The sequence below is a fragment of the Acetobacter lambici genome (genome assembly GCF_011516885.1).
Taxonomy (GTDB): domain Bacteria; phylum Pseudomonadota; class Alphaproteobacteria; order Acetobacterales; family Acetobacteraceae; genus Acetobacter; species Acetobacter lambici.
In genome coordinates this window covers 1-11,901 of record NZ_WOTD01000053.1, presented here as the reverse complement: position 1 = coordinate 11,901, position 11,901 = coordinate 1, and the positions used below count along the sequence as shown (strand labels likewise).

The 11,901-nt window shown below is 54.2% G+C and carries 12 protein-coding genes and 2 pseudogenes; 13 read left to right on the top strand and 1 reads right to left on the bottom strand.

Annotation, left to right across the window (positions count from 1 at the left end; translation table 11 throughout):
- Nucleotides 1-400 precede the first annotated feature (400 nt).
- Entirely contained in the window at nucleotides 401-1,102 is a 702-nt protein-coding gene (locus GOB86_RS13490) for a YfdX family protein (protein ID WP_061498456.1), read from the bottom strand.
- 260 nt (nucleotides 1,103-1,362) lie between these two features.
- Here GOB86_RS13490 and GOB86_RS13485 point away from each other — a divergent pair.
- The 13 genes and pseudogenes from GOB86_RS13485 to GOB86_RS13425 all read left to right on the top strand — a co-directional run.
- Nucleotides 1,363-1,596 (top strand): annotated as a pseudogene (locus tag GOB86_RS13485) (transposase); the annotation flags it as partial.
- Nucleotides 1,597-1,831: 235 nt separating this feature from the next.
- Nucleotides 1,832-3,199 carry an IS110 family RNA-guided transposase gene (locus GOB86_RS13480; RefSeq protein ID WP_165993071.1) on the top strand — a complete coding sequence of 456 codons (1,368 nt, stop codon included), beginning with the start codon at nucleotides 1,832-1,834 and terminating at the stop codon, nucleotides 3,197-3,199.
- A 2-nt stretch (nucleotides 3,200-3,201) separates the two neighbouring features.
- Nucleotides 3,202-4,089, top strand: a pseudogene (locus GOB86_RS13475) (IS3 family transposase); the annotation flags it as partial.
- 591 nt (nucleotides 4,090-4,680) lie between these two features.
- Nucleotides 4,681-6,123 carry a F0F1 ATP synthase subunit beta gene (gene atpD, locus GOB86_RS13470; RefSeq protein WP_124295713.1) on the top strand — a complete coding sequence of 481 codons (1,443 nt, stop codon included), beginning with the start codon at nucleotides 4,681-4,683 and terminating at the stop codon, nucleotides 6,121-6,123.
- Complete coding sequence (locus GOB86_RS13465; protein ID WP_165993069.1) at nucleotides 6,120-6,536, top strand: F0F1 ATP synthase subunit epsilon; 417 nt, start codon at nucleotides 6,120-6,122, stop codon at nucleotides 6,534-6,536. Before atpD ends, GOB86_RS13465 begins: the two co-directional genes overlap by 4 nt.
- Nucleotides 6,533-6,823, top strand: a complete 291-nt coding sequence (locus GOB86_RS13460) for an AtpZ/AtpI family protein (protein ID WP_253632061.1) — start codon at nucleotides 6,533-6,535, stop codon at nucleotides 6,821-6,823. Before GOB86_RS13465 ends, GOB86_RS13460 begins: the two co-directional genes overlap by 4 nt.
- Complete coding sequence (locus tag GOB86_RS13455; protein WP_165993067.1) at nucleotides 6,816-7,127, top strand: ATP synthase subunit I; 312 nt, start codon at nucleotides 6,816-6,818, stop codon at nucleotides 7,125-7,127. Before GOB86_RS13460 ends, GOB86_RS13455 begins: the two co-directional genes overlap by 8 nt.
- The gene (locus tag GOB86_RS13450; RefSeq protein WP_124295716.1) at nucleotides 7,124-7,825 is read left to right on the top strand and encodes a F0F1 ATP synthase subunit A; all 702 of its coding nucleotides are present in this window, start codon (nucleotides 7,124-7,126) and stop codon (nucleotides 7,823-7,825) included. Before GOB86_RS13455 ends, GOB86_RS13450 begins: the two co-directional genes overlap by 4 nt.
- Entirely contained in the window at nucleotides 7,822-8,067 is a 246-nt protein-coding gene (locus GOB86_RS13445; protein WP_061499016.1) for a F0F1 ATP synthase subunit C, read from the top strand. Before GOB86_RS13450 ends, GOB86_RS13445 begins: the two co-directional genes overlap by 4 nt.
- A gap of 6 nt (nucleotides 8,068-8,073) precedes the next feature.
- A complete protein-coding gene (locus GOB86_RS13440; RefSeq protein ID WP_082789596.1) occupies nucleotides 8,074-8,802 on the top strand; it encodes a F0F1 ATP synthase subunit B family protein in 729 nt (242 codons plus the stop codon).
- The gene (locus GOB86_RS13435; protein WP_124295717.1) at nucleotides 8,795-10,330 is read left to right on the top strand and encodes a F0F1 ATP synthase subunit alpha; all 1,536 of its coding nucleotides are present in this window, start codon (nucleotides 8,795-8,797) and stop codon (nucleotides 10,328-10,330) included. Before GOB86_RS13440 ends, GOB86_RS13435 begins: the two co-directional genes overlap by 8 nt.
- Nucleotides 10,327-11,331, top strand: coding sequence for a F0F1 ATP synthase subunit gamma (locus GOB86_RS13430; protein ID WP_124295718.1), 1,005 nt, complete (start codon nucleotides 10,327-10,329; stop codon nucleotides 11,329-11,331). The genes GOB86_RS13435 and GOB86_RS13430 overlap by 4 nt, the downstream gene beginning before the upstream one ends.
- A 408-nt stretch (nucleotides 11,332-11,739) precedes the next feature.
- The coding region (locus GOB86_RS13425) for a transposase (protein WP_165993073.1) at nucleotides 11,740-11,901 on the top strand (162 nt) is incomplete at its 3' end.

The following is an 11,901-nucleotide window of genomic DNA, read 5'->3' as shown; positions in this document are numbered from 1 at the left end:
GACGAACGAGCTATCTCAGCCCGGACAGCCGGTGTCGTGCGTGCCTGTGGGTGGATCTGAAGCATCATTCGGTCTCCCTGCAAACGGAAGAAAACAACGAAGCATAACGCGATATCGCCCACGCTACATCATCCCAATGACGTCTCACAACCTGACAGCTAGGCCGGCTGGCCTGGTTAAAGGCCCCTGTCAGGTTCGGCGGCGGAATGTTTTTGTCGTAGGGCTATAGAAGAGTTTTTTGGTTCAACGGTGTTGCCTTGACGCCTGCAACACCGTTGTTTCAGCTTCAACCCGGTCTTCTTTTCCTACAGGCTGGCTGAACAGCGTGTAGAAAAGAAGGGTGCCGTTTTTTCTGTAAAGAGGGCTGATAGTCAAACCAGACCTCTTTTAGAAAGCAGTCTTATTTCTTTGCTTTCGGAGTTGAGGCCGCTTTGCCACCCTGTGTAGCAGGGATAGCTGTTTCCACAAAATCCTGAGACACAAAGACAAGGTTGCTCAGTGTCTGGTCCAGCGCATCCAGTGCTTCCTTGGGCTGACGGCCTTCCGTGAAGACTGTTGCGCGGTTAAGGGCCCCCTGTGTCTGTGCCAGTGGGGCCAGTGCGACAATGAAGTCTACATCTTCACCCACAACCTGCATGCTCTGGGCTGCCTGCTGCGTATCACCAGCCTGAAGCTGCTTGTTGGCGGTGGCCACGGCAGCCTTTTTCTCAGGAGCCAGTGTTTCGCTTGCAATAAGTTCACCCCCTACCGGAATCCAGTCTGTAGGCGTGGTGGCAGGCACATGGCCAGCCGCTGGTGCATGCTGGGGGGCAGGCTGCAAAGAAGCTTCTGCTGCCTTGAACTTGGTGCTGGCCTTGCCTGCGGCGGTCAGGCGCTTGTTGGCATCATACAGTGCGGGGATGGCGGCATCCGTGTTACCGGCAGCCAGCAGATCACGCGCTTTGAGAATATCGCCAAAGGCTTTCTGCCCATCATTGGACAGATGGCGGAATGCCCGGCCTGCTTTGTACTGTTCCCAATGCGTGTGCAGGGATGTGGCGTGGCTGGCAACCGGTGTTACGGCAAGGCTGGCGGCGATGGCCATAAGGGGAATAAAGCGCATATCTATACTCATCTCATCTATAAAATCGGGCTGTGTGGTCCTCTGTAAGGGAGGGCACGTTGCCACGGACAAAAAATAAAAAGCCTCGATAGGCAGTGCAAAATAGGCAATGCGCCTACCAAAGCGGAAGACAGAAACAACTCTGTGTTTCTAGCCCATTGCGCCCCGGCACGGAAGCTTACCTGCCCATACTGGACTTGTAACGGTTTTGTGCCGGTCATCTGAGCGTTTTAAGCTCGTATCAGGAGACCGACGGAACCATGAAGCATACGGAAGATTTCAAGCGCGAGGCCGTAAGGATTGCGTTGAGTAGTGGGTTGTCACGCACGCGTGTTGCGGCCGATCTGGGTATTGGCAAATCCACTCTGGCGAAATGGATAGTGAATTATCGTCCGGACGAGCCGGCATCAGGGCCTCAGGCTGATCTGGCCCGCGAGAATGAACGTCTTCGCCTGGAGAACCGGATTTTACGGGAGGAGAGGGAAATCCTAAAAAACGATCCCGGACGTTTGTCCGCCTGTGCGGCATAGAAACGGGCCATGCTATTGTGCCGGACAGGAGGGTAGCGGCCGTTCGCTTATTGGCGGGTTCGTCCCCGTTAAAAAACGTGGTCCATGGAACTGTGCGAACTTGAGAATGGTGACACCGCCTTGCGGTGATCCCGGTTAGGAAGATGATTGATAGGCATGTTCCACACCCTCCTCCAGCACACTGTGTGGAGATGTTACGATGCCTCGAAAATCTGCAAAAGCGTCCTTTGATCTCACACGCCATATTCAGGGAGCCGCTGCGATCGATATTGGATCACGGATGCATATGGCGGCGGTGTCCCCTGAGGCTGCGAAGGACCCAATCCGGTCCTTTGGCACATTTACGTCCGACCTGCATGCGTTGGCTGAGTGGTTCAAAGAATGCAAAGTCACCAGTGTCGCCATGGAATCTACAGGCGTCTACTGGATCCCGGTTTATGAAATCCTTGAGCAGCATGGTTTCGACGTCATTCTGGTGAACGCGCGCTACGCCAAGAATGTACCCGGTCGCAAGACGGACGTGAGCGATGCCGGATGGCTCCAGCAACTTCATTCCTATGGCTTGCTGCGTGGAAGCTTTCGGCCTCAGGCCGATATTGCCGCATTGCGGGCTTACTTGCGTCAACGTGAACGTCTGGTCGAGTATGCTGCGGGACATATCCAGCACATGCAGAAAGCCCTGCTGGAAATGAATCTGCAACTCCATCACGTCGTCTCCGATATCACTGGCGTCACAGGCATGCAGATTATCCGGGCAATTGTCGGCGGTGAACGTGATCCAGAGACGCTGGCCGCTAAGCGCGACGTCAGATGCCGCTCATCGGCAGAAGTGATATCGGCAGCTCTGATGGGCAATTATAGAGATGAACATGTGTTCGCTCTGACACAGGCACTGGAGCTCTATGATATTTATCAGGAACGGATCATGGCCTGTGATCGCCGCATGGAAGGCCTGCTACTGCTTTTGAGCCACGTCAGTGCAAAGCCTGCGGCAGACCTCCCAAAGCCTCGGATCAAGACAAAGCAGGTGAGTGCTCCGTCCTTCGACGTACGAGGCATTCTGTATCGCTTGCTGGGCGTGGATCTCACGCAGATCCATGGCATCGGTGTGTCCTTGGCCCTCAAGCTTGTGGCAGAATGCGGCACAGATCTCCGCGCCTGGCCAAGTGCAAAACATTTCACGTCCTGGCTCTGCCTCGCTCCGGGGAACAAGATTTCCGGTGGCAAGCTTCTTTCATCTCGCACACGCCGATCCTCAAGCCGGGCCGCAGCACTACTACGTCTGGCTGCCACGACGCTCGGGCGAAGCGATACTGCGTTGGGGGCTTTTTACAGACGCCTGTCAGCGCGGGTCGGGAAAGCAAAGGCTGTGACCGCCACGGCCCGGAAAATAGCAGTTCTGTTTTATAATACCCTCAGATACGGCATGGTTTATGCCGATCCCGGAGCAGGACATTACGATGAAATCCATCGCAAACGTGTCGTCTCCAATCTACACCGACGCGCACAATCGCTGGGGTTTGTCCTGCATCCCATCCCTGTAGCCACCGAACCTGCTGTTTCTTAGGAAGCTACCCAGTTCTTCGCGAGCCAAAAGCCATGAGGTTCGCCTTCATCCACGGACATCGGCATGAATGGCCAATCGAGAGGCTGTGCCAGGTCTTGCGGGTCTCTGCACGGGGGTACCGGGCCTGGACATCCCGACCGGCCTGCCAGCGCCAACGTACCGATCTGAAGGTGCTGACGCATATCCGTGAGCATTTTGCCCTGAGCAACGGGTCCTACGGACGGCCGCGCATGACCATGGAACTCAGGGAAGCCGGGCTTGATGTCGGGGAACGTCGCGTGGGCCGCCTCATGAAGGCCAACGGGATCCGGCCCGTGCGCACCCGTCGCCACAAGATGACGACCGACAGCCACCACCAGTCTGACATTGCGGCCAACCTTCTGGACGGTAATTTCCTTGCTGAAGGCCCCAACCGGAAATGGGCGGGAGATATCAGTTATATCTGGACTGCCGAGGGCTGGCTCTACCTCGCTGTCGTCATCGATCTGTTCAGTCGTCGCGTAATCGGGTGGGCCGCGAGCGATCGGATGAAAAAGGATCTGGCCATCCGTGCCCTGGATATGGCGGTAAGGCTGCGTAACCCGGCGCCCGGCTGCATTTTCCACTCCGATCGTGGCAGCCAGTATGGCTCCCATGATTTCCAGAAAAAGCTGCTGGCCCATGGGCTGCTGGCTTCAATGTCCGGAAAGGGAAACTGTTTTGACAACGCTGCCGTCGAAACATTTTTCAAAAGCCTGAAGGCGGAGTGGCTCTGGAGACAGAACTGGCCAACCCGCCGTCAGGCTACCACCGCCATCTTCCAGTATATCAATGGTTTCTACAATCCACGTCGACGCCATTCATATCTGGGCGGTATCAGCCCACTCGCTTTTGAAGCAAGAGTGGCATAAGCACTTCCTGACCGGCACAAAACCGTTACAAGTCCAGTATTGCTGCTCGCACGGCGTGCGTGGTCGTGGCGCTCCCATGACGTATCTGTCCCATAATGCTTCCTTCCACTCTCGTGAAAATATCACACCATCAAACCACGGGACTAAACACCTAGGAAGATTTTTGTGATTGCTCAAATGAAATAATCTGCGCGTGTCTGATATGCGAAGCTAAACTTACGGCACGTCTATAGTTAATTCTAATGATGGCGGGGATAAGTTACACTGATGGGAAGAGGGGGCTTCCAGTTTATCGTATCATGTTCCAATGCGTCCGAACTGCTTTAGCAGTACAATTGCAGTTCGGCTGTCGCGCCGAAACGACGAAGAATTTGGGGGCTCAACCTGGACCGACAGAAATTTGAGCTTTCCAAAAGTATTGAGATCAAGAACAGTAAGAGAACAAAGTGAACTGCAACTGTAGTACATAGGCATCGCCCAAAATCTGCGACCTCGTTCATCTATCCGTGTCATGCAGATATCATTAACAAATCACGTAAAACGTGCAATACAGGTCTGGACAGTGCAATTGCAGCCGGAGAAAGTCATTTCATGGGCGCGTCGCAAATCATGGGCGAGATTATCGCGATCCGCGAAGCCGTGGTCGACGTGCGCTTTTCCACTGGAGAACTGCCCGAGATTAACTCCGCTCTGATCGTCGAACGAGACGACGGAGTACATCTGACTCTCGAAGTACACAGTCACGTCGATCCGTGCACCGTGCGTAGCGTGGCTCTTTCATCGACCTCAGGATTTGCCCGTCACATGCTGGTAAAGGCTACGGGCGCACCCATTAAGGTGCCAGTGGGAGACGGGATTCTGGGTCGTCTCCTCGATGTAACCGGAGCCCCGCGCGACAGAAAAGCACCACTGCCGAGTGATACGCCGTTTCGCAGCATTCATCAGACACCCCCAGCGATGATCGCTGAAACCGGAAGCACGGATCTTTTTGAAAGCGGTATCAAGGTTCTGGACTTGCTGACACCACTCGCTCATGGCGGAAAAGCTGCCATGTTCGGGGGGGCAGGCGTCGGCAAAACTGTGCTTATCATGGAACTGATCCATACAATGGCGGAAAAGTATCATGGTCTTTCCATTTTCGCGGGTGTTGGCGAGCGCACACGCGAAGGACATGAGATGCTGACCGACATGCGTGGTTCAGGCGTAATCGATCATTCCGTATTGGTTTACGGACAAATGAACGAGCCGCCCGGAGCGCGCTGGCGTGTGCCTATGACGGCACTGACCATCGCCGAGTATTTCCGCGATACACAGCATCGCAATGTTCTGCTGCTGATGGATAATATCTATCGTTTTGTGCAGGCCGGGAGCGAGCTTTCCAGCCTTCTGGGGCGTCTTCCTTCCCGTGTAGGGTATCAGCCAACCCTCGCTACGGAAGTTGGTCAGGTCGAGGAACGTATCACATCTGTAGCGGGGACAGCCGTAACCGCAATTCAGGCTGTATATGTTCCCGCTGATGATTTTACGGACCCAGCCGTCACAACAATTGCCACACATATGGACAGCCAGATCGTCCTGTCACGTTCACTTGCGGCACAGGGCTTCTATCCGGCAATCGATCCTCTGGCGTCTTCATCAGTGCTTCTTGATCCACTGGTTGTCGGTGAAGAACATTGTGAAGTTGCCGGTCAGGTGCGCGAGGCACTGGCGCGACTGAAATCCCTTCAGGATGTAATCGCGTTGCTTGGTGTAGAAGAACTTGGCACTGAAGATCGAAAGATTGTTGGACGCGCTCGTCGACTTCAGCGTTTCCTCAGTCAACCCTTTTCCGTAACAGAGAAATTCACCGGTCAGCCGGGGCGCAGCGTAAGCCGCTCCGATACCGTTGCTGGATGTCGTGCCATTCTTGCCGGAGAAACCGATGACTGGTCCGAAAGTTCGCTCTACATGGTGGGCAATCTTGAGGATGCCCGGCAGAAAGAGATGGCCGCGCGTAGGACGTCTGTTCCGGAAAACGGAAAGATTGCATCATGAAGCTGCGGATCATCACCCCCCTGACTGTAGTTGCTGCAGTTGATGATGTGACCTCTTTCCGTGCTGAAGATGACAGTGGCAGCTTTGGCATACTGCCCGGATATACCGATTTTCTTACAAGCCTTATCCCCTCAGTCATCTGGTGGAAACAGCAGGACGGTACAGAGCATTACTGCGCGGTTCGTCAAGGTGAGCTGGCTGTCAGCAATCACGGCAGCCAGATGGATATTACCACAAGAGAGGCCGTCTGCGGTACGGACCCAAAATCTCTCGCGGAACTGGTACAGGCGCATTTTCATGAAAAAGAAGATCTTAGAAAAAATGCCAATGTTACATCTCTAGGATTACAACTGTCTGCAATTCGCCTCATCATCGGGCGTCTTCGTCCAGATGACAGGAGGCTGTCGCAGTGACAGATTCTCCTTCCCCCCGTGAGGAAATGGAAGCCGCACTTATCCGAAATGAGAGGCGGATGAAGCAGGCGCAGACAGACACCGATGTCAGCGTTTCACAGCATCTGGCGCGTATCGGTGTTCTGGGATGGACGATCCTAACACCCCCGCTCGCCGGCCTGCTGATTGGGCGCTGGTTGGATCGGCATATCGGCTCAGGTGTCGCGTTTTCAGCACTACTGCTTTTTGCTGGTTTTGCTGGAGGTGGCTTCAGTGCCTGGAAATGGATGAACCATCCTCATGCATGACCTTTCCGCTCTTCTGTGGCTTGCTGTCGGGTTGATCGCAGGCGTTGTGAATGTCATGGCGCTGCGAACCAATGTGCAGTGGTTAGTGACGCCCAATCGACGCTCTGCCGCACTGATAATGATGGCTATTCGATTTCTTCTTTTGATATCATTGCTTTTTATTGCCGTGCGGAACAGTGCCGGTGCGTTGTTGTGGACGGCATTGAGCATCGTACTCGCCCGCACCGTCATGCTGCGTTTGGTAAAACACAGTGATGATGCGCCGTCTTCCTCTCTCATTATGGGAGAAAAAACACAGCTATGAACTCATCTCTTTCCACTCAACCCCTTTTCCATGTCGGCCCCGTTCCGGTTACGAATGCTGTCGTAACCACGTGGGGAATCATGGCCGTTCTGCTAGGGGTTGCGTGTCTGATTTCCCGCCGTCTTACGCCCGCAGTGCCGGGTCGTGTGCAGGCTTTCTGTGAACTGTTTCTCACGATACTGGATGGTCAGATTCGCGAGACAATGCGAACAGACCCCAGTCCCTACCGCGCTTTTATCGGAACAATGTTCCTGTTTATTCTGATTGCAAATTGGACAGCACTCGTTCCGGGACTTCATGCTCCGACCGCGGCACTCGCCACAGACGCGGCCCTGGCAGGACTTGTTTTTATTTCCATCATAGTTTTTGGAATCAGGTCTGGTGGAGTGGGGGGGTATCTTCGCACGTTTCTATGGCCCAGCATCGTCATGGTGCCGCTCAATCTTATCGGCAGTATAACCCGCACCTTTTCCCTTATGGTAAGGCTCTTCGGAAATGTAATGGCCGGAGCATTTATTATCGGAATCGTTCTGTCTCTTGCCGGTCTTCTGGTTCCCATCCCTCTCATGATTCTTGATATGCTGACCGGTGCGGTGCAGGCGTATATTTTCGTCGTTCTTGCCATGGTTTTCATTGCAGGTGCTCTCACACGCACAACTGCCGCAGCTTCGACCGAAACAACAGGATCCTCTTCATGAACTGGCTCGCTCTCGCAAGTATTGTCTCTGCCGCTTTTGCCGTTTCGTGCGGTTCCATCGGTCCGGCACTGGCGGAAGGTCGCGCTGTAGCGGCCGCCATGGACGCCATTGCGCGACAGCCGGAAGCAGCCGGCACTGTCTCCCGCACTCTCTTCGTCGGGCTTGCGATGATCGAAACCATGGCGATCTACTGCCTGGTGATCGCTCTCTTGCTGCTCTTCGCCAATCCGTTGTTGAAGTAACGCGCCGTGCAGATCGACTGGTGGACCATCGGCCTTCAAAGCGTCAACGTTGTCATTTTGGTAGCGCTTCTGGCACGGTTTTTCTGGAAACCGCTTGTGGCAGTCGTGGATGATCGACGAAAGACAATTGCGTCTCACATGGCCGCTTTGGCCGAACAGGAAAAGCAGATGGAGACCAGCCGTGCCGCACTGGCATCTGCACGCGCTGGTATTGATGCGGAAAGAGAGCGTGTGCTGGAAGCCGCACGGCAGCAGGCGGAAACCGAGCGTGGTGCCATCATCAGTCACGCCAGAGATGAGGTCGCTGCTCTGGATGAGGCTGCACGAAAAGCCATGGACCGCGAACAGGACGAGCGCCGTGCGGCTCAGCAGAACGAGGCGGTCTCACTCGCCGTTGATATAGCACGCCATCTTCTCGCCTCAACAGGAGCGCAACCTTCCACGCAGACGGCTCTCTTTTCAGGCTTAGTGAAAGCTGTAGCAGCCCTCCCTGATCATGAAAGAGAGAGCCTGAAAACCGGTTTTGTTCTTGCATCGTCAATGGATTTATCGATAGACGAACGCAAAAAAAGTGAAGCAACTCTTGGCAATGTCATCGGCATAACGCCACCCATTCGCTGGATAACCGATACTGCCTTGATCCAAGGTTTTGCCATTCGGACGTCCCACCTGACAGTCAGTTCCAACTGGCAGGCTGATCTTCAACGCATCCGGGAGACACTGACTCATGTCTGAGTCCGAGACTCAAGATGATGATAAGGCCTGGCTTGTCCGGGTGCGTTCGAAACTAAGTAACATCGCCATTGCGCCGCAGACAGAACGTACCGGCCGGGTTGAAGAGATTGGAGATGGGGTTGCTCTCATTTCCGGTCTACCAGACGCCAGACTGGATGAGTTGCTGTGTTTCGGTGAGGATTGCTACGGTTTTGCCCACAGTCTTGAAGAAGGCAGGATCGGGTGTGTCCTGCTTGATGATGCTAAAATCGAGGCCGGAGCTCCAGTTTACGGCACATCGGAAGTGGTAAGCGTTCCTGTTGGACCAACTCTTCTGGGGCGCGTGGTCGACCCGCTCGGAAGACCGCTGGATGGAAAAGGTGAGATCCTGTCCGAGGAACGCCTGCCAGTAGAACGACCTGCGCCGGAGATTATCGACCGCGACTTAGTGGTGCAGCCAGTACAAACAGGAACGCTCGTCATAGATGCCCTGTTTCCGATCGGACGCGGTCAGCGTGAATTGATCGTCGGTGATCGCGCCACAGGAAAAACGACTGTAGCGACCGATACCATTCTGGCGCAAAAAGATAACGATATTATCTGTGTTTATGTCGCCATTGACCAGAAAACATCCAGCGTTCAGCGAGTAATTGACGCAATCCGCAAACGCGGCAATCCAGATCGCTGTATTATTGTTGTGGCACGCCCCTCGCAGTCTCCGGGTCTACGTTGGATTGCGCCGTTCGCGGCTTTCAGCATGGCGGAATATTTTCGGGATAAGGGACAGCACGCGATTGTCGTCATGGACGATCTCTCAAAACATGCGGATACACACAGAGAAATCTCTCTTCTGACCGGACGGGCTCCGGGGCGTGAAGCTTACCCCGGTGACATTTTCTATGTACACGCGCGACTGTTGGAACGAGCTGCCAAACTTTCACCGGAAAAGGGAGGTGGCTCTCTCACAGCATTACCCGTTGCCGAAACCGAAGCAGGTAATCTCAGTGCTTATATTCCCACCAATCTGATTTCGATCACAGATGGACAGATCGTCCTTGATCGTAAGCTTTTCGATCAGGGGCAGAAGCCGGCTGTCGATGTGGGTGTTAGCGTCAGCCGTGTGGGAGGGGCAACACAGGCACCGGCACTTCGGGACGTCGTGAGCAGTTTACGACTTGATTATGCTCAGTATACAGAACTGGAAACATTTACGCGCTTTGGTGGTCTTCCCGATGCCCATGTCCGTCAGCAATTACTGCGAGGCATTCGAATTCGCTCTGTATTGAGACAGGGACCGCAAGCGCCTCTCAATCTGGTTCAAGAAGTCGCATTGGTTGCAGCAGCTCAAAATGGTCTGTTCGATGCCTATCCGGTTTGCCTGATCAACACGATGCGTGAAAGCCTCGGTACTCATCTCTGCGAAGCGTTGCCGGATCTGGCAAAAGCAATTGCAGATGGCCAATCCCTTTCCACGGCCGAGAAAACCAAATTTCTTGCTGTGCTGAAAAACTATATCGTCAATCACGTAGCCGCGCACACACCCGCATGACGGAACGGTTGCAAGACATCACGGATCAAATCAGCCATACTGTACAACTTGATGGTATTGTTAATTCAATGCGTGCTCTTGCCGCGTTACGTGTTCGACAGGCCCGTGAAGCGCTACCAGCGACAGAAGCTTATGCCGCAACCGTCCGAGAGGCGCTGCTGAGAGTTTTGCCTCTTCTACCCGGTGAGGCCGGTCGGTCACGACATGGGAAAAATAGTGGTGTCGGAATCATTCTTTTCTGCGCCGAGCAGGGTTTTGCTGGCTTGTTTAGCGAGCATATTCTGGAAGCAGTGAAAGCCAATGAGAAAGAGAATATCTTTCTCGTTGGCGCGCGCGGCGCAACCATCGCCCGGTCCCGCGGTTTTTCTCCTGTCTGGAGCGCTTCTGCCATCCAGCAACCGGCCGGCATGTCCGATCTTGCCGACGCGATCACAAGCGAGATTTTTCATCAGGTTATCACGGGAAAGCTTTTTTCTATCATAGCTATTTTCTGCCACTGGAAGCCGGGCCAAGGTGCGGTGGTTATGCGGAAGCCCCTGTTTCCGCTTGATCCTGCTTTATTTAAAACCAGCCCGTCCGGATTGCCTCCAATTCTAAATCTTTCGCCCCAAAAACTGCTGGAAGATCTGACGGCCGATTATCTTTTTTCACAGCTTTGTCAGATCATACTCCACAGTTTTGCAGCAGAGAACGAAGCCCGCAGTGAACGGATGACTGCGGCACATCAGGAAATCGAAAGACGTCTCAGCGATCTGGAACAGAAACGCCGTACAATTCGTCAGGAAGGAATCACATCCGAGATTATTGAACTCGTCTCCGGTCCAACGCTTGCGCGCCTGAAGAAGTTTTCGGAGCAGGACGAAAAAGGCGACGATAATTACAACCACAGCAAGAATCAGCGGTTAACAAAAAATAAAGTCTTGCCACAAGCAAGCCTTCTCAGCGCTGGTATTGAACTACATCCGAGTCATGGCCGGCGTAGCATCAATGATTTGACCTGATAGCGGCAGATAAGCTGGATCACGCCAACCTGTGCAGACGTTAGCGACACACCCTATCGCGGGGGACGAGCCGAGAAGAAGCGCAAGCTACCTGTCGCCTGGGTGGGTGTCGGGATTTCTTTTCGCATTATGCTATGAGAACAAAAGGTGACACTTCTCAGGATGACAGGCTGTGCCGATCCGCCCCGAACTCAGATGGCTCTACCCTCCCGACTGGCCGCAGATCAGTCGACGCGTGCGGTTTGAACGAGCGCAGGGACGGTGCCAGGTCTGTGGCCGCCCGCATGGCCAGCGCATCCGGGTGGTGGCCTCTGGCCGCTGGTTCGATGCAGACACGGGGTAATCCCCCCATAAAAAGAGTGGCTTTTGAATGAGAATTTTCTCAGCGTAAGAATTGAGGAGATTCTGATGAAGAGTGATCGCTTTACTGACGCCCAGATCATGGGTGTGATCCGCCAAGCTGAGGGCGGTGTCCCGGTTCCTGACCTGTGCCGGGAGCATGGGATTAGCAACGCCACGTTTTACCGGTGGCGCGCGAAATATGGCGGCATGGATGCTTCGATGATCAGT

Coding starts and splice junctions, on each gene's coding strand:
- atpD (WP_124295713.1), top strand. CDS start 4,681: ATGGGCGCGTCGCAAATCATGGGCGAGATTATCGCGATCCGCGAAGCC.
- GOB86_RS13455 (WP_165993067.1), top strand. CDS start 6,816: ATGCATGACCTTTCCGCTCTTCTGTGGCTTGCTGTCGGGTTGATCGCA.
- GOB86_RS13450 (WP_124295716.1), top strand. CDS start 7,124: ATGAACTCATCTCTTTCCACTCAACCCCTTTTCCATGTCGGCCCCGTT.
- GOB86_RS13465 (WP_165993069.1), top strand. CDS start 6,120: ATGAAGCTGCGGATCATCACCCCCCTGACTGTAGTTGCTGCAGTTGAT.
- GOB86_RS13430 (WP_124295718.1), top strand. CDS start 10,327: ATGACGGAACGGTTGCAAGACATCACGGATCAAATCAGCCATACTGTA.
- GOB86_RS13490 (WP_061498456.1), bottom strand. CDS start 1,102: ATGCGCTTTATTCCCCTTATGGCCATCGCCGCCAGCCTTGCCGTAACA.
- GOB86_RS13445 (WP_061499016.1), top strand. CDS start 7,822: ATGAACTGGCTCGCTCTCGCAAGTATTGTCTCTGCCGCTTTTGCCGTT.
- GOB86_RS13480 (WP_165993071.1), top strand. CDS start 1,832: ATGCCTCGAAAATCTGCAAAAGCGTCCTTTGATCTCACACGCCATATT.
- GOB86_RS13435 (WP_124295717.1), top strand. CDS start 8,795: ATGTCTGAGTCCGAGACTCAAGATGATGATAAGGCCTGGCTTGTCCGG.